This is a genomic window from Providencia manganoxydans (assembly GCF_016618195.1).
GTDB classification, from domain to species: Bacteria; Pseudomonadota; Gammaproteobacteria; order Enterobacterales; family Enterobacteriaceae; genus Providencia; species Providencia manganoxydans.
Genome location: NZ_CP067099.1, coordinates 2,428,205 through 2,445,697, shown reverse-complemented (window position 1 = coordinate 2,445,697; position 17,493 = coordinate 2,428,205). Strand labels below are relative to the sequence as shown.

Genomic DNA, 17,493 nt, shown 5'->3' with positions numbered 1-17,493 from the left:
TAATATAGCTACCATTTTTCAGGCCATGGCGATATGACCATGGCATCGAATCTAATCTATTTGCCGAGGTTATGGCATGTCGAGCCGTATTCTTGCTGTTGATACAGCAACAGAAGCATGTTCAGTCGCATTGTTATGCGGCACAGAGGTTATTTCTCGTTTTGCGATTTCGCCGCGTGAGCATACACAGAAAGTGTTGCCTATGGTTGAAGAAGTCTTGTCACAAGCGGGGATCACGTTAAATCAATTAGATGCACTTGCCTTTGGGCGTGGGCCAGGTAGTTTTACTGGGGTGCGCATTGGGGTCGGTATTGCTCAAGGCTTGGCCTTAGGTGCTGATTTACCAATGATAGGTGTTTCATCGTTGATGACGTTAGCTGAAGGGGTTTACCGAATTACGGGGCACACTCAGGTGCTTGCTGCTATTGATGCACGCATGACAGAAGTTTATTGCGCTCAGTATCAACGCAGTGTTGGTGGTGAATGGCTCGGAGAGCAAACTGAGGCTGTGATGGATCCCAATCTATTTAAGGAAAAAATTAGCCAACTGACAGGGCAATGGAGTTATGCAGGAACTGGCTGGAAAGCTTATCCACAGTTGCATGAAAGTGCTATCTCATTAATCGATAGCACTATTGAACTTCCAACTGCACAAGATATGTTGCCTATCGCTGAGCGTTTATGGCTAGCAGGAGATGTTCAAGCAGTCGAAAATGTTGAGCCAACCTATTTACGTAATGAAGTGACTTGGAAAAAATTACCCGGTCGGTAATGGTGTTATTTTGAAACTGGCTATACTCGTCATACTTCAAGTTGCAGCGTTGTTGACTACGCTCAGCTAGCCGAGTCACATAGTTTATCTATGCTCCCCGACTATCTTCGCTTGTCGCCTAGCTGCAACTCGAATTATTTAGAGTGTATACAAAGTATTTAGCCAGTTTTGTGTTTTTTGAAAAGTTGAATTTCATTAATCATAAATAGAACTATTATTAAATAGATGATTAAAATTCGCATCAATATGACATTAATTGCTGTTTTGTTTATCTATAATTGATATAAAGATTAAATTGATACTTAACATATGACAAGATACTGAACATATCGTGTTATGTTAATAAATATGTATGTTAATCCATACTGTCTGAATTTATAATTAAAGCTAAAACGGAGGTGGTATATGGGAATTAAAATTAACTGCCGTGTGACTTTTAAAGCAGCTTTATTTATCGGCGTATTAGCATTAACAGGTTGTGTTTCGATCCCAGCATCAATTCAAGGCTCGTCACCTGATCCTGCGGTTAACTTATCATCAGTACAAAATGCCCCTGAAATGTATATTGGGCAAGAAGGGCGTTTTGGTGGAAAGGTGATTTCAGTTTTCAATCAACCAAATAAAACCCGTCTTGAGATTGCCGTTATTCCATTGAGTAAGTATGACGCGGCACCAGAGCTAAACACTGCATCCATCGGTCGCATTTACGCTTTTGTAAATGGCTTCCTTGATCCTGCTGACTATAATGGTCGTTATATTACTGTTGTAGGTAAAATTACAGGGGAACAGGCAGGGAAAATAGGGGATATCCCATATAAATATGTCACTTTGGATGTGACGGGCTATCAGCGCTGGAACCTAGCACAAAGTGTGGTATTACCACCCGCTGGGCCATGGGGCTATGGTTATTATGGTAATCCTTATTATTATGACCATCCTTGGGGTTATGGGTATGGCTACTACGGCTACCCAGGTGGCGTGGCTCCGGTTCAAACTTACCTTACCGAGTAGTTTTATATTATTGAGGGGGGCGATGATTATCGTCTCCCTATACTTGTCATATTTTAATGCATATCGCTTTTGGGTGAGATACAGTAGCTATATTCATTCGCCCACATATCAGTCACAGAATGTCGATGCTTTTAGCGGCTGATTAGCCTGCTATTTAGCCGTCGAGTGCATTATTTAGAGTGTATTTAGCCAATATCGAGAGATAATGTGTTAATTTCTCCAAAAATGATTCAGAAAAGTGTATTATGGCGGCACTATTATCAGATAGATACTTAACATAGGTTACAAGGTGAACAGCTCAAATAAATGAGTCAGTTAGATAGTGACATCGTTCACTAATAACGGGTTATTTATGCGGTTGTTATGTCAAATGTAACAAGTATCGCTCTGGAAAAATAAACTTAAGTGAGAATAGGCGGATTGTCCGCCTATTTTTATTTCGAAGGAATGAAATTTATTTAGTGATAGAGCTCTCAACCTTAGCACAGGGTATTTCTCAAACTGGTACGCTGAGTTAATAATTTGTTAAAAGAATGTGCGGGCAATATTACTATACTAAAATTCAGGAGTCATACTTTGGAAAAAATCTGGCTAAAAAATTACCCAAGCGATGTGCCGGCAGAGATCGATCCTGATCGCTTTGCTTCTTTGGCCGAGTTACTTGAAAATTCGGTGTCACAGTATGCAGACCAACCTGCGTTCATTAACATGGGCGCAGTCATGACATATCGCAAATTAGAGGAAAGAAGCCGAGCTTTTGCTGCTTACTTACAAAATGGTTTAGGGCTGAAAAAAGGCGATCGTGTTGCACTGATGATGCCGAATCTACTGCAATATCCGATAGCACTGTTTGGTATTTTGCGAGCAGGTATGGTTGTCGTTAATGTTAACCCGCTTTATACCCCTAGAGAACTGGAACACCAGTTAAATGACAGCGGTACGACTGCGATTGTTATTGTCTCCAATTTTGCGCATACCCTTGAAAAAATTGTTTTTAACACCAAAGTTAAACACGTTATTTTAACTCGTATGGGTGATCAGCTTTCTAGGCCTAAAGCCACACTGGTTGATTTTGTGGTTAAATATGTCAAACGGTTAGTGCCAAAATACAATTTACCTGATGCAATTTCATTTCGCCGAGCGATGCATTATGGGTATCGAATGCAGTACATTAAGCCAAATATTGCTGGTGATGACCTTGCATTCCTTCAATATACGGGTGGGACAACAGGTGTGGCCAAAGGTGCTATGTTAACCCATCGCAATATGTTAGCTAACTTGGAGCAAGCTCGAGCCGCTTATGGGCCTGTTTTAAAATTTGGTGCTGAGTTTGTGGTTACTGCGTTACCGTTGTATCACGTTTTTGCACTAATGGTTAACTGCTTACTCTTTATTAACGTTGGTGGGGTTAATTTATTGATCACCAACCCACGAGATGTACCGGGCACCATTAAAGAGCTTGCAAAATATCCAGTGACGTCGATCACTGGGGTTAATACCTTATTTAATGCATGGCTACATAATGCAGAATTCCAAAAATTGGATTTCTCTAAATTAAGGTTAACCGTTGGTGGTGGTATGGCGGTACAAAAAGCGGTAGCTGAAAAATGGCAAAAACTTACTGGTAAGCATTTGCTGGAAGGTTATGGTTTAACAGAATGTTCACCGCTTGTGACCGGAAATCCGTATAATCTGACGGCTTATAGTGGTAGTATCGGATTACCTGTCCCATCAACTGATGTAAAATTAGTGGGTGATGATGGCGATGAAGTCGCATTAGGAGAACCGGGTGAAATGTGGGTGAAAGGCCCTCAAGTCATGAAAGGTTATTGGAATCGTCCTGATTCAACTGCGGAAATTTTACGCGATGGTTGGTTAGCAACAGGTGACATTGCAGAAATAGATAGCGAAGGTTATATCCGTATCGTTGATCGCAAAAAAGATATGATTATCGTCTCTGGCTTTAATGTTTATCCAAATGAAGTTGAAGATGTTATCTCATCTCATCCTGATGTGGTTGAATGTGCAGCTGTCGGTGTTCCAAGCGAAAGTACAGGTGAAGCAGTGAAGGTATTTGTGGTTAGTAGTAATCCAAACCTAACAACAAATGAGTTAAAAACCTTCTGTCGCCGTTCACTAACGGCATACAAAGTACCAAAGTTGTTTGAATTTCGTACCGAGTTACCTAAATCTAACGTCGGTAAAATATTGCGTAGGGAGCTACGTGATGAAGAAAAAAAGCGAATGGATGAGTCAACGGCATGATAGAGACTGTTCAATTTGCATCCCTATGAGCAACGCCGGTTTTTACCGGCGTTGCCGTGATGAGAATATAAAAAAGAGAAATTTGTTTTGAATTACTGTTTAGTTACAACTGATAGCGAACTTGCACAAGTGTGCCAACAGGCGAGTGAAGCCGATTGGCTGGCACTGGATACAGAATTTGTCCGAACTCGAACTTATTATCCACAATTAGGTTTGCTACAACTTTATGATGGAAAACAAGTTTCACTGATAGACCCTTTATCTATTAACGATTTTTCACCTTTTAAGGCATTATTAACTAATAAAAATCTGATTAAATTTTTACATGCAGGTAGTGAAGATCTAGAGGTATTTTTACATGATTTTTCCTGCGTTCCTGAACCGATGGTGGATACACAGGTTGTTGCCGCTTTTTTAGGTTATCCAATTTCTTGTGGTTTTGCCTCATTAGTGTCAGAGCACTTAGGTATAGAACTTGATAAAAGTGAATCTCGAACTGATTGGTTAGCGAGACCACTAAGTGAAAAACAATGCCACTATGCGGCGGCAGATGTCTTCTATTTACTGCCATTAGCGAAAATCTTGATGCAGAAAGTTGAAGAGGCTGGTTATCTTACGGATGCAATGGAAGAGTGCCAAAGAACGGTTACTAGAAGACAACAATCCATCGATCCGACACTCGCATACCGGAACATTACTAATGTGTGCCAGCTAAGAGGTGAACAGTTAGCCTGCTTACAAATGTTAGCAGAATGGCGTTTAAATCAAGCGAAAGCGCGCGATATGGCAATCAACTTTGTGGTTAAAGAAGAGCATTTGTGGAAAGTTGCTCGTTACTTACCTAGCTCGCTTGGCGAATTAGATGCATTAGGCTTAACAGGGCAAGAGATCCGTTGTCATGGGCGACGTCTGTTAAGCATTGTTGAAAAAGCTAAGCAAATGGATGAACAAGAATATCCGCAAATTGTGGCAAATCTTAACGAGCAACCTCAATATAAAACGCTGTTTAAAGAAATTAAAACGGTAGTCAAAGAAATTGCTGAGCATGAGAAATTCAATGCAGAGTTACTTGCTTCGAGGCGCCAGATAAACCAACTACTTTCGGTTCATTGGGGGATCAAATCAATAGATCAACAACCTGAACTTCTTGATGGTTGGAGAGGAAGGCTGCTTGCTGAACCAATTACTAAATTACTTTCTCAATCTCAGTAGTATTAATCACTAGACTCCTATTTCATCAAAGTAGGAGTCTTAAATATCAATCTATTGCCATATCTCCCTATTATTTAGTACATCTAATAGAATACGTTTTTTATCGTTATATATGATATTTTTTGAATATAGAATAATTATATATTCTTATGCTATATATCAGGTCATCGCAGTGCTGCTAATTTCGGGGTGAGAAAAGTCGAGCCATAAATAAAGCGTTATTCGCTCGCTTTATAAATAACTAATTTCAATTGCCTGAATAAATAATAAAGCAAGCCGCTATTTACAAACTAAAACAGCGGCTACTTTGCTATCATTACTTTTCTGGAACCTTGATTTCATCACCTTCTGGTAATGTTACGTTAAGTTCGAGTACTGAGATATCGTCGCCTTTTTGTTCAAATTGTACAGAAAGCATCTCAGGATCAACCTGAACGTATTTGCAGATAACTTGTAAGATATCTCTTTTCATATCTGCAAGGTAAGGAGGTTCGCTATCACCGCGGCGGCGCTCCGCTACAATGATCTGTAATCGCTCTTTTGCGATATTTGCTGTCGGTTTTTTTCTCGACAGAAAGAAATCCAATAAAGCCATTATTTACCCCCCAAATAGGCGTTTCAAGAAACCTTTTTTCTCTTCTTCAATGAATCGGATAGGGCGTTCTTCACCTAAAATACGGTCAACACAGTCGCTGTATGCCTGACCTGCATCAGATTCAGCATCTAAAATAACAGGTTCACCTTGGTTTGATGAACGCAATACAGACTGGTCTTCAGGGATCACGCCGATCAGTGGAATACACAATATCTCCAGAACATCTTCCATACTTAGCATATCACCACGAGTGACACGACCCGGGTTATAACGCGTTAATAGTAAGTGTTCTTTAATCGGATCTTGGCCTTTTTCCGCGCGGCGAGATTTAGACGCAAGGATACCTAAAATACGGTCTGAGTCACGAACAGAAGAAACTTCAGGGTTGGTAGTAATAATGGCTTCATCAGCAAAATAGAGCGCCATTAGCGCACCACTTTCGATACCCGCAGGGGAATCGCAGACGACAAAATCAAACGCTAATTCGTTACTTAATTCATCGAGTATTTTTTCAACACCTTCGCGAGTCAGAGCATCTTTGTCACGAGTTTGCGACGCAGGAAGGATATAAAGATTCTCTGTTCGTTTATCTTTAATCAGTGCCTGATTAAGAGATGCATCACCTTGAATGACGTTAACGAAGTCATACACTACGCGGCGTTCACATCCCATGATAAGGTCGAGGTTACGTAGACCGATATCAAAATCGATCACAACCGTTTTTTTCCCTCTTTGCGCTAGGCCTGTAGCTATGGCCGCGCTTGAAGTGGTTTTACCGACACCACCTTTACCAGATGTAACAACAATTATGCGTGCCATGAATAATTCCTTGTAAATAAGGTCTAAATTAATTGTTCAATATTTAATCTGTTATCAACGAGACGGAGTTTCGCTGCTTTGCCGAGAAATTCAGAAGGGATCTGATCACTCAGCCAATATTCACCTGCAATAGAGACCAACTCAGCTTGCAAATGAATACAAAATATTTGGCTTTCAGTATCGCCAGACGCACCTGCGAGTGCTCGGCCTCTCATCATGCCGTATATATGAATATTACCATCTGCAAGTAATTCTGCACCTGCGCTGACATTACTTGTGACGATAAGATCACTATTTGGTGCATAAATTCGTTGCCCTGAACGAACGGGACTATTGATAATCCGCGTTTTGCGGTAGCTAAACTCAGGATCTGTGGTTGCTACTGTCTCGATAACTTCTTTAACCGGCTCAGGTTGAATTTCAATGGCTTTTTGGCTTTTGCCTTCATTAAGTACGGGTAAACCAGCATCACTTACCTGTTTACGTAGCTGTGGGTCGCTACATCCACTAATTCCGACAACTCTTAAACCAACGGAGACAACTGCCTTGTGGATATTATATAGGTCAGCATTAGCTGTAATATCAGCAATATTAATGACGACAGGCGCGTTTTTAAGGAAGTCAGGTGCTTGACTTACCTTATCCTGTAACGCCTTTTTGATGAGTTTGGGCTCTTCACTATGTAAGTGAAGAACTGAAAGTGTAAAGTTACTGCCTTTGAGTTCTATTGGCGACTGTGACATCTATCCGGGCTCAGCAAATTAAAATATCCGAAACAAACTTCGGGTGACGATATTCTGTAAAACAATAGCATGTTATAGTTACTGTATTATTCAAGCAAGCCAATGAACAAAGAAAAGAGTTAAATATAATGATTTGTGCAATATATCGTAGTCAGAATCGTGATCAAACATATCTTTATATTGAGAAGAAAGATGATTTTTCTCGAGTCCCTGAAGAGCTGATGAAGCAATTTGGTGTCCCTCAGTTCGCAATGTCTTTATCTCTCACAAACCGTGATAAGCTGGCAAATGCGGATATTGAAAAGGTAAAGGCAGATTTAATTGAAGTGGGATATTATCTTCAATTTCCACCACCAGTTGAAAATTTACTCGCGGAATACCGTGATATGTCGAGTGAATAAAATTAGGATAATCCTTAGATAAGTTTTTACCGGTGGGAGTGATTAAATGAAGCCAACGTTATTATTTACTTTAATTGGCGGTCTACTTTTAGTGAGTTGTTCAGCGAAGCCACCTGTTTCAGCTGCACCAGAAGTATTAACTGCACAACAAGATGCTGCAATCGAAAAAGAAGTTACTGCGTTAGATAAAGCATTCCCAATTGAAAACCGTGAACCGTCACAGTTTCCTGCGTATGTCGAATTATTGAAACAACATGCGCTAGCACAAGGAATAAAACCAGCCACTATTGAACGCGGCTTTGCCAATATCCATTTTATTGAGCGTGTTGTAAAAGCGGATAAAAGTCAGCCTGAAAAAAGAGCGACGGTAACATTAGATAGTTATTTAAAGAATGTATTACCCGCGTCTCGCATTAACGCGGGAGCTGAAAAATATTGGGAAAATGAAACTGCTTTAAACGAAATTAGTAAACGCTATGGAGTACCTCCTCAGTATATTGTTTCTTTATGGGGACTTGAAAGTGGTTTTGGGCGCTCCCAAGGTAAAGAAGATGTTATTTCTGCATTAGCGACATTGTCATTTGAAGGTCGCAGAGAAGCGTTATTTAGCAAACAATTACTCGCTGCTTTAGAAATAATGGATAAAGGCTATATTCCTGAAGACCAACAATTAAAAGGGTCTTGGGCAGGGGCGATGGGGCAAAGCCAATTTATGCCAACGTCTTATTTATCCTATGCCGCAGATGGTGATGGTGATGGCAAAATGGATATTTGGAATAATAAAGCCGATGTCTTCGCGTCTATTGCTAATTATCTTGCAACTGAGGGTTGGCAATCTGCATTACCGTGGGGCTATCAGGTCAGCTTACCTGCAAATTTTGATAAGCAGCTCGAGGGTGTTAAGGCTGAACAAGCTAAAACGGTTGCTCAGTGGGAAAAAATGGGTGTAAAACTCCCTGCATTTGCAAAGTTGGCTCCCGACGTGAAGGCATGGGTAGTCATTCCTGATGATCCAAAAGGGCGTACCTACCTAGTCACTGAAAATTTCCGTACTATTATGCATTGGAATCGCTCATATTACTTTGCGTTGAGCGTTTGCCTCATGGCTGATGGCGTTGCTCAAAAAATACAATAACGATAATAGGAGTTACAACTATGTACCAACATCGTGACTGGCAAGGTGCCTTACTTGATTTTCCTGCAAATAAAGTCGTCTGTGTCGGCAGTAATTACGCTAAACATATTAAAGAAATGGGTTCTGCTCATCCTGAGGAGCCCGTTATTTTTATTAAGCCAGAAACGGCGTTATGTGATGCAAATCAGCCTATTGTGATCCCAAAGGATCTTGGCTCGGTACATCATGAAATTGAATTAGCTGTTTTGATTGGTATGCCATTGAAAAATGCAGATGAAGACCGTGTGTCACGTTCAATTGCGGGTTTTGCCGTTGCACTTGACCTGACATTAAGGGATTTACAGGCTAAATTTAAACAAGCAGGTCAACCATGGGAAAAAAGCAAAGCCTTTGATGGTTCATGTCCAATATCGGGTTTTATCCCAGTAAACAGCTTTGGCGATCCACAAAGCGCCCAGCTCTCTTTAGAAATCAATGGTGAAATTCGCCAGTCAGGCTCCACTCGTGATATGATCACGCCAATATTGCCTCTTATTAGCTATATGTCCCGTTTTTTCACCTTACGTCCAGGGGATATTGTTTTGACGGGAACACCTGAAGGTGTGGGGCCTTTGACGTCTGGAGATATGCTAAAGCTCTCAATTAATGACCACTCGTTAACGACGCGAGTGATTTAAGTATAGGATTGATAAGTATTATGTTGCAGCCTTTCTGGCAGGTAAAAACGTTAGATGAAATGACTGACGAAGAGTGGGAATCTTTATGTGATGGGTGTGGCCAGTGCTGCTTGCATAAGCTCATGGATGAAGATACAGATGAGATTTATTTTACTAACGTGGCTTGTAATCAGTTAAATATCAAAACTTGTCAGTGTAAACATTATGAAGACCGTTTTAGCTATGAGGCGGACTGTATCAAGCTCAATCGTTATAACTTAGAGACGTTCGAGTGGCTTCCGCATACATGTGCTTATCGATTATTGCTTGAAGGTAAAACATTGCCGGCTTGGCATCCACTCAGAACAGGGTCTAAGGCGGCAATGCACGGTGAAAGGATTTCAGTGCGTCATATTGCTGTAAGAGAGAAAGATGTCGTGGAATGGGAAGACCATATCATGAATAAGCCAAAGGGCATGGGTTAACTCATTGGTTTTATTCAGTTAAGTGATTATCTATTTAAAGCTTGGGGCATGAGTGGGGCATTGTCTTCAAAATTTTGGTTTAGTAATGCTATCTGACTATCATTTTTATCAGACATCCATTTTCCATATACTGTATAAATCATCTTTGCTGACGTGTGCCCCATTTGATTTGCAATAAATCTAGGGTTTGCCCCAGCACTTAGAGCCTAGCAAGCATAGGAGTGTATAGACTCATGTGCTTTTCTATGTCTGATGCCTGCCCTTTTTAATGCAGCGTTCCAAGTAGCACCAATTGAGCCAACAGAAATAGTAATCACCTCCCGTGCTATTATTGCTCGATAACATAGGGGAGAAAACTAATGTACAGCTGTCGATCCTTACCCTGCCGTATTCTCGCAAATTAACTTTTATTCTGTGCGTTTTTCCCATCTTAGTTAAAAGCATTTGTCACTTTAAGGCATTTATTGCTGGTATTGTTAGTGAAATAACTCTAACTCAACTTTCTGTTTTCGGTGGAGTGAAGTGTTCTTTTACAGCTATATTTCTATTGATGCTTATCTCTCATCTTTTTGTATCTATAACAGTGAGTTATGAGACAATTAAAATTCGAATTATCATGTTAGGCTTAGGTTTTTACGATCGAGAAGTTCAAGGTCAGGATGGTGCCTACTTTGCCACAAACGAAAAAGGTCATATTTGGTGGCTAGATAATATGGCTAATGACGGCATTCAATGGGAGCTTGTGAAATAGGAGGCTAACTTGGAAGCAAATTTCCGATCACTAAGTTTAGACTACCTCTTTTCTTAAATACCTAATGAGTAATTCAACTGTATCAGTAGTATCAATATTTATATTTATCAAAACAAAAAAACCAAGAAAAAGAATTAAAAAAATCTTATGTCTAAAAAACACAGTAACATAACCCCATTCCAAATTACGGTTTTTATATATTGTAATAAATTGAAATATTTATCTAGTAAAGGTTTTCGACTGTCAAAAATGGAAAAAGGAGGTTAAATGTCGCTAAAGACATATTACCTCAGTAGTAAAAAAATCAGACAGAACGCGATCGAAGCAATACAAAACCTACCAATAGATTCTGCCAAGCCATACGAAGTCAAACTCTTCGAAACCAAACGAACCAAAGCACAAAATGACCGTATGTGGGCAACTCTTACTGATTTGTCTAAGCAGGTTATGTGGCAGGGGCAGCGGTACGACAAAGAGGATTGGAAGGACTTAACACGGTTTTGAATAAACAAGTCAATGGTGGTACTCAGCGGTCGGTTGTGGGGCTAAGTGGAGGCATTGTCTATTTCGGTGAATGTACTAGCAAAATGCGAGTAAGGCAGATAGCAGATGTTATCGAATGCGCTCACTGGTTCGGCTCACAAAATGGCGTCAAATTTACTGATGACGCAAAGAGAGAACTGGAGTGGGCGCAACGTATCGGTGACAAACAGAAACTCAAGGAGCAGCAAGAGCGATGAATAAACATAGAATTGTATTAAGTGGCATGTCGCTGCTGATAGATAAATTAGCAGCTAACCCGAGCTGTGGAATGATTATTGATAGTGACAGGGCATATAGTTATCCAGCTCATGACTCACGTCAAACAGGTCACGCAAAGATAAACAGAACAGCCAAGAAATAAAAAATAATGGCAAAGCGAACTAACACACTTGAGCAAAGGAAGAAGTGGATTGAAGTGATTCCTCAGCGCTTACAGACGTAGGGAAAGCAGTTCAACGCCGAGGAACTGCAAAGTAAGCCAGTAGAAAAGAAGCGGAGGGCGAAAAAGTGACACCAGAAGAAAAACTAAAGCAACTAGATGAACGTTTAGATGAAGTGCATAAGCTAGTTATTTATCTAAATGAGTGCCGCAGGGAGTTAATAAATCGTCACAATCTAAACAAGGAGAAGTCATGATCACAAAAACATTTGAAGCAATAAAGTCAGCTGAAATTATTAACGCTGTATCTCATTTATCTAGTTTCACAACTAAGCAAGTTGTCGCTTTGTCAGCGGTGAAGCAATCGATAACTGTTGCTCTCTTTAAGAAGATGAATAAAGTCGGCGCGATCTCGGTCATCGGTAAAAAAGAGGTGGAATTTACGAATATAAGTTAGCTAAAAACGCTCTCGATATTATCAAGGAGAAATTTAACGAGCTACAGGTCACTTTAGCAAATGACAACTCGATTTATGACTTCAAGTGTTAAATGAGAGTTGTCATTTGCTAATGTTACTGGACTCAGATGCTTGCATTTAAAGCGATTAGATCAACTACTGTCTGGAGTGAGAGCATGAAAAACGAAGCAGAAGCGTTTATGAGCGTATTAACAACACTAAAATTATGTTGGGCTATTCATAAGTATAATGAAGCAGTCAGCAAGTGTGTAGGGCTATTAAAGCGCAAGTTCAAAGAACACTTAGCGTATATTCATTAAGCTGCAAACAGTTATCGATATCCCGAAAACAACATGTTATGACAACTTCAAGCCAATATTTGAGTTCTTGGTGGAAAATTCCTTCGAAGAGGAGGCTCACGCTGATAAAATGCTGCATGTGGTAACCAAAAGAGAGTCTATTTCTATAAATAAGGATATAAATAGAAAGTAACTATTAATTTTTCGGATTTATGGACTATCATGGCTCTAATGATGGGAATTTTGCATTTCATTATCCCAAACGAAAGAAAATAGAGCCTCACTTCGGTGGGGCTTTTTGCTTTCAAAGTCTAAGGATTGTATTTTGTTAAATATAAGTCAAACGATTATGGAATTTTTGAGCGCTAAAAGTATTTATTGGAATACTATCTAATACCAATAATTACTTATAGTGACTATATGAAAGCGATAATCATATTACCTTACTTATTTTTGCTTGGATGCTCCACACCTGCAATGGAGATAAAAAGTGAAAACCAAAAAATTAAAAAATCCTCTAGTGGAGTTAAACCCATAAATACCTATTCAATGGGGCAGAGCAAAACAAAGTTTGAGGTTGAATTAGAGCAACAACAAAACAGAGCCGCTGTAAGAAGTCAAAATGATGGCTCATATGCCTATTCATTGGATTATCTTAGATATGAAAGAGATAAGCAAGAGAATGTCAGGCGAAAGAGGGAAAAAGAGCAATCTGAAGCATCGCAACGAAAAATCGAATCTTTAGATAGGGAGTATAGCTCGCTTGAGGCTATGTATATTTATAGAGATCTATCTAGAGATGAAAAGCAATATATCGAGAGTAGAATGAAGCAAATAGAGAACGACCGAAATTGGGAAAGACTTCAGAGTTTAGGCTCCATAGGTGGAGATAGCAAGTCTTGGGAATGGCAGTGGGAACAATGATATAAATCATCATCTGATTTTTGTTATTAATTCCCCCGAATCCGAGGGAATAAACAGAACGTGGTAACAACGCTCACTAATTCCAACCTGTCGGTATGGGCGACTAGTTCAAAATATCGTTGGACAATATCCGCAACAAAAATCAGCAGAGCTGATTGATTTGGTGCATGACAGTAGGGAGGATGTGGCATCAGAAGAGGCGCTGATGATCCATGATGAAGCCATGCGTCGCATTATGGATGCTCAAATGTGGGCGGTAAAAGCCATCATTTGGAAGGATTAAGCAATACGGGAAATTGAAGAGGCTAGAAACAATGACTAAAAAGGACTCCAAATATGTAAAGCCCTTTATATGTGTAATGGTCTAATAAAACTGTAGAGATTTATAGCTTATAATTAAGCAAAATCTTATAGGTATAAATATGACCTGAAAAGTAAAAGTGACCTTTAGCGCAAAGCAAAAACTGGAATATGCAAAACTCATGGTTGAAGGGGGATACAGTAATATCCAAGTCGAAAAAATATCGGGAGCGGGTAAATCTGCCGTATCGCGATGGAAGCAACAATATCTTGCTGAGTTAAAGGGAAATACGCCTGTAAAATCAAAAGCACTTACCCCCGAACAACAACGCATACAAGAATTAGAAGCTCAACTTAAGCGTGCTCAGAGGGATAACGATATATTAAAAAAAGCCGCTGCTTACTGCATTCTCGACAATCAAAACTCAAAATCGTGAAGCAAATGAAAATAATGTACCCAAATTTCACTGTCACTGAGTTATGCCACATTTTTGAAGTAAGCAGCAGTCGCTTTTATTATATGAAACGAAAATACCGACAGTTGAAAATGAAAGGCTGTGTGGCGAAATAAAACGTATTTTTGATGCATCGGGTCAGAAGTATGGCAAAAGGCGTATCCAAGCAGAACTAAACGATTTAGGGCACCAAATTGGCACTCATAAAGTATCTAAGATCATGAAATTAAAGCAATTAATTGCAACTATACCAACGAAAAAGCACGACTATCCCTCATCGGGTAATGAACATCGATATGCCCCTAATTTGCTTAAACGCCAATTTTCGCCTGAACAGCATAATCACTATTATGTCGGGGATATCACATATATTAGACATCATCATGGATGGAGTTATTTAGCCTGTGTGTTGGATTTAGCGACCAAAGAAATTATTGGTTATGCCTTGTCGACAAAACCGGATTCGAAATTAGTGAAAGAAGCCTTAGATAACGCGATTGAACGACAATTACCCGATACGACAAGTTTGATGTTCCATTCAGACCAAGGTTGCCAATATTCATCGGAAGAATTTAGAATGCACCTCTTTGAACGAAAAATAACGCAAAGCATGAGTCGGCGAGGTAATTGCCTCGACAATGCGGTGATGGAAAGATTTTTTAGGAGTTTAAAGACAGAAAGACTCAACCCTTTATCGTTTATAAATCATCAATCTGTTGTCTGTGAAGTTGAAAATTACATTCAGTTTTACAATTATCATCGACGCCATTCAACGATTGGTTATTTAACGCCCCATCAAAAATATCATGAACTAAAAAATGCCGCTTAGATCTTCTACAGAATTTGTTGACCATTACACTCAATGAGTGATTTCGAATCACAGGATCTCTTGCGACAAAAGTTTTAGTGGCACAGAACAGTCTGGCTGAACTAAATCAGCCGTCTACTCTATGATGAGTGATGAGATCAAATGCTTTTATCTATTGCTTTCTCAATAGCTTTGCACTCTTCACTATTACTACTTGCTTGTTCTATTTTGCCGGGCAAATCGCCCTCGGGTGTATCCATTTTGATCACACAAGTGCTAGAAACAGGATTGTGTTGAGTCGCAGAAGAACATGCGGTTATAGCGGTAATAACCATAAGTAAAGCCAATACTTTAGTTTTGTGCATATAAAATATCCTATATTAAAGAGGGATAATGCTATCAAAACTAATGTGTAAAATACAAAATAATTCGTAGATTCAATAGGTCACTTAGTGTGGCTTTTTTACGTAAAAATAAATTGGCACAATAGGTGCCTTAAATTAATGATTAATCGTTCAATGGTAACAACTAAGTGAAAATAATAAATGTAGTTTCTTTATTTCTTATATCCATTATATCTATAACTACCTGGGCTAACTCGGATAATGAACCAATATCTTTAAAAAAGATAGCCCCAAAAAATACTCTCAGTGATCTAAACTCTGCACCATTCGGATTTAGATGGGGTGATGATTTAGATGAGGTTAAAAGCAAACTAGCAGAGCCATATGAAATAATTAATGATCCCAAAAGATGCCCATTCGTAGTCGTAAAAGCCAATAACTTAGATGAAACAATAAAAAATACTGGGGAATATGAACTGCTGATTATGCCCAAATATAATAGGTTTACTTTCAATGGGTTACTTGCTATCAGCTATAAAAGTCAACCGGCCAATGTGAAGGACTATCATAATCTTCTTGGTAAAATTACTAATAGTTTAAAAAGAAATTATGGTGTGCTAAAGCAGGCGAGAAGTATGAATGGAATGGAACGTTATTACTCTTTTGAAGGTGATAATTTTGTCATTAGCCTTACAGGAGAGCAATATAAAGATTCTTTTTATATTGATTTAGAGTACGCTTTTATTGGCTATGAATATAATCAAGATACAGAGCTTGGTTATTCCGTCGCAATGGAAGAGTGTAAAAAGCAAAGAAGCCAGCATTAAAATTTATAACGCGTGCGGCCTGTGAATGAACACAGTGCCTTATCGATAATAGATTGTTCAATTGTTGTATAGAACTTCAAAACCAGAGTGGATATTTTATTGTCATATTTAGATTATCTATTATGGTGATTTTGGCTAAGTGCTATTGATTAAAAATGCATATTAATAGAACAAGCAATAATTCAAATTTGGTTATGTTGTATACCTCTATTGGCGAATATGCTAAAACATAATATTCCAATAAACTTAATTAGATAGGGCTTAGGTGAGAGGTATTTTTAGGATGTCGGAATATGTCAGTTTTCGTAATAATGGCACCTTTTTTATTGCTGTTATAATAAATTCAGCAGTGTGTTTTTCCTTATTTGGCATTGTTGGTTGTATGTTTGGTGTTTTAACTACATTATTTTCGAGTATTGTTTATGACGCGAAAAATGATAGTAGTAATATTTTTTATATGACTTTTTTACTTTTGTTGGTCATGGTAGGGGGGGCGATTGGTTTTCTACTGAAATTAACCATTTATTTTTATATTTATTTATTTCTTGTATCATACTGCTATTATCTTTTTTATAAAAAAGATGATTATTTAGATCGCGTTTTTCCATTTATTATTATTTTTTCTTGCATGGGGACAACACTCGGCTCTATCAGCGCTGATATACCAATGGCGTATACTACGGGGGTGATTGTTAGCTTAATTGTTTTAAGTGTATTAAAAAGAAAACATTATAAGAATCATGCCTTTAGAAATGGTTTGTTTTCTAAGCAAATGTTTCATAGCAATGAGCATATTTATATTCGAGCATTTATATTTAGTATTTTTCTCTTCCTTAGCCTGTCCATTCCTGATTATCTAAATTTATACAAACCATACTGGGCGCCATTAACATTTGTTATGCTTCTTCATCCAAAAGAGCTGAATATAATAAAAGTGACTTGCTTACGATTTTTAGGAAGCTTACTGGCAGCCACTTTTATTGTCTTTATGTTTAGCGTAACAAAATCACAGGATATTAAGGTATATTTAATTGTTTTAGCATTGGTTATATTTTTTATTCCTACTTTTTTCCATTTAAATTATATGCTTAAGACATTTTCTATTACTATCTTTGTATTACTGCTGCTAGAAGAAACCGAATATTTACATGATCCAACTTATTTATTGCCAGTATCTAGAGTATATGAAACCTTCATTGGAGGTGCAGTTGCAATCTTGGCAAGTTTATCTCTAAATATCTTTAGAACTATCAAAAACAGAAGAGCTACAAAATAACTTATTATATAGAGCCTAATTAATCAGGTGCACGAG

At 38.6% G+C, this 17,493-nt stretch carries 19 protein-coding genes and 2 pseudogenes; 16 read left to right on the top strand and 5 right to left on the bottom strand.

Annotated features, from left to right (window positions below; genetic code table 11):
- Nucleotides 1–76 precede the first annotated feature (76 nt).
- The 4 genes from tsaB (at nt 77) to rnd (ending at nt 5,260) form a co-directional block, all read left to right on the top strand.
- Nucleotides 77–772, top strand: coding sequence for a tRNA (adenosine(37)-N6)-threonylcarbamoyltransferase complex dimerization subunit type 1 TsaB (gene tsaB / locus JI723_RS10905; RefSeq protein WP_140186200.1), 696 nt, complete (start codon nt 77–79; stop codon nt 770–772).
- 405 nt (nt 773–1,177) lie between these two features.
- Nucleotides 1,178–1,783 (top strand): Slp family lipoprotein, encoded by a 606-nt coding sequence (locus tag JI723_RS10900; RefSeq protein WP_272579778.1) that lies wholly within the window; start codon nt 1,178–1,180, stop codon nt 1,781–1,783.
- Nucleotides 1,784–2,359: 576 nt separating this feature from the next.
- On the top strand, nt 2,360–4,048 hold the full coding sequence (gene fadD / locus JI723_RS10895) for a long-chain-fatty-acid--CoA ligase FadD (protein ID WP_070929603.1): 1,689 nt from the start codon (nt 2,360–2,362) through the stop codon (nt 4,046–4,048).
- 87 nt (nt 4,049–4,135) lie between these two features.
- The gene (gene rnd / locus JI723_RS10890; RefSeq protein WP_272579779.1) at nt 4,136–5,260 is read left to right on the top strand and encodes a ribonuclease D; all 1,125 of its coding nucleotides are present in this window, start codon (nt 4,136–4,138) and stop codon (nt 5,258–5,260) included.
- 316 nt (nt 5,261–5,576) lie between these two features.
- Here rnd and minE read toward each other — a convergent pair whose 3' ends face one another.
- The 3 genes from minE to minC are packed head-to-tail and all read right to left on the bottom strand — an operon-like array spanning nt 5,577 to nt 7,417.
- Nucleotides 5,577–5,855, bottom strand: coding sequence for a cell division topological specificity factor MinE (gene minE, locus JI723_RS10885; protein WP_070929601.1), 279 nt, complete (start codon nt 5,853–5,855; stop codon nt 5,577–5,579).
- Nucleotides 5,856–5,858: 3 nt separating this feature from the next.
- Nucleotides 5,859–6,674: a septum site-determining protein MinD gene (gene minD / locus JI723_RS10880; protein WP_070929600.1), complete on the bottom strand. Its 816-nt coding sequence runs from the start codon at nt 6,672–6,674 to the stop codon at nt 5,859–5,861.
- Nucleotides 6,675–6,697: 23 nt separating this feature from the next.
- Nucleotides 6,698–7,417 (bottom strand): septum site-determining protein MinC, encoded by a 720-nt coding sequence (gene minC / locus JI723_RS10875; protein ID WP_070929599.1) that lies wholly within the window; start codon nt 7,415–7,417, stop codon nt 6,698–6,700.
- Nucleotides 7,418–7,545: 128 nt separating this feature from the next.
- Between minC and JI723_RS10870 the strand changes: the two genes are divergently transcribed.
- From JI723_RS10870 to JI723_RS10855, 4 genes are read left to right on the top strand one after another with little or no spacing between them, the layout of a single operon-like run.
- Nucleotides 7,546–7,818, top strand: coding sequence for a YcgL domain-containing protein (locus tag JI723_RS10870; RefSeq protein WP_070929598.1), 273 nt, complete (start codon nt 7,546–7,548; stop codon nt 7,816–7,818).
- 46 nt (nt 7,819–7,864) lie between these two features.
- On the top strand, nt 7,865–8,953 hold the full coding sequence (locus JI723_RS10865; RefSeq protein WP_272579780.1) for a lytic murein transglycosylase: 1,089 nt from the start codon (nt 7,865–7,867) through the stop codon (nt 8,951–8,953).
- A gap of 20 nt (nt 8,954–8,973) precedes the next feature.
- Complete coding sequence (locus tag JI723_RS10860) at nt 8,974–9,630, top strand: fumarylacetoacetate hydrolase family protein (RefSeq protein ID WP_070929596.1); 657 nt, start codon at nt 8,974–8,976, stop codon at nt 9,628–9,630.
- Between the two features lie 20 nt (nt 9,631–9,650).
- Complete coding sequence (locus JI723_RS10855) at nt 9,651–10,094, top strand: YcgN family cysteine cluster protein (protein ID WP_306803277.1); 444 nt, start codon at nt 9,651–9,653, stop codon at nt 10,092–10,094.
- A gap of 26 nt (nt 10,095–10,120) precedes the next feature.
- Here the strand turns inward: JI723_RS10855 and JI723_RS10850 are convergent.
- A pseudogene (locus JI723_RS10850) lies at nt 10,121–10,652 on the bottom strand (site-specific integrase); the annotation flags it as partial.
- A gap of 460 nt (nt 10,653–11,112) precedes the next feature.
- On the opposite strand from JI723_RS10850, the gene JI723_RS10845 reads away from it, so the two are divergent.
- From JI723_RS10845 to JI723_RS10820, 6 genes and pseudogenes are all read left to right on the top strand, one after another.
- Entirely contained in the window at nt 11,113–11,349 is a 237-nt protein-coding gene (locus JI723_RS10845; protein ID WP_272579781.1) for a recombination protein NinB, read from the top strand.
- The gene (locus JI723_RS10840; protein ID WP_272579782.1) at nt 11,295–11,585 is read left to right on the top strand and encodes a recombination protein NinB; all 291 of its coding nucleotides are present in this window, start codon (nt 11,295–11,297) and stop codon (nt 11,583–11,585) included. The genes JI723_RS10845 and JI723_RS10840 overlap by 55 nt, the downstream gene beginning before the upstream one ends.
- 435 nt (nt 11,586–12,020) lie before the next feature.
- Nucleotides 12,021–12,224: a hypothetical protein gene (locus JI723_RS10835; protein ID WP_272579784.1), complete on the top strand. Its 204-nt coding sequence runs from the start codon at nt 12,021–12,023 to the stop codon at nt 12,222–12,224.
- Between the two features lie 176 nt (nt 12,225–12,400).
- Complete coding sequence (locus tag JI723_RS10830; RefSeq protein ID WP_306803278.1) at nt 12,401–12,544, top strand: DUF7740 domain-containing protein; 144 nt, start codon at nt 12,401–12,403, stop codon at nt 12,542–12,544.
- A 399-nt stretch (nt 12,545–12,943) separates the two neighbouring features.
- The gene (locus JI723_RS10825; RefSeq protein ID WP_319065958.1) at nt 12,944–13,447 is read left to right on the top strand and encodes a hypothetical protein; all 504 of its coding nucleotides are present in this window, start codon (nt 12,944–12,946) and stop codon (nt 13,445–13,447) included.
- 482 nt (nt 13,448–13,929) lie between these two features.
- A pseudogene (locus JI723_RS10820) lies at nt 13,930–15,031 on the top strand (IS3 family transposase).
- A 137-nt stretch (nt 15,032–15,168) separates the two neighbouring features.
- On the opposite strand, the gene JI723_RS10815 reads toward JI723_RS10820, so the two are convergent.
- Nucleotides 15,169–15,375: a thiamine biosynthesis protein ApbE gene (locus tag JI723_RS10815; protein WP_272579786.1), complete on the bottom strand. Its 207-nt coding sequence runs from the start codon at nt 15,373–15,375 to the stop codon at nt 15,169–15,171.
- 167 nt (nt 15,376–15,542) lie between these two features.
- Between JI723_RS10815 and JI723_RS10810 the strand changes: the two genes are divergently transcribed.
- Both JI723_RS10810 and JI723_RS10805 read left to right on the top strand, forming a co-directional pair.
- Nucleotides 15,543–16,181 (top strand): hypothetical protein, encoded by a 639-nt coding sequence (locus JI723_RS10810; protein WP_272579787.1) that lies wholly within the window; start codon nt 15,543–15,545, stop codon nt 16,179–16,181.
- Between the two features lie 283 nt (nt 16,182–16,464).
- Nucleotides 16,465–17,457 (top strand): FUSC family protein, encoded by a 993-nt coding sequence (locus tag JI723_RS10805; RefSeq protein ID WP_140179323.1) that lies wholly within the window; start codon nt 16,465–16,467, stop codon nt 17,455–17,457.
- Nucleotides 17,458–17,493 lie beyond the last annotated feature (36 nt).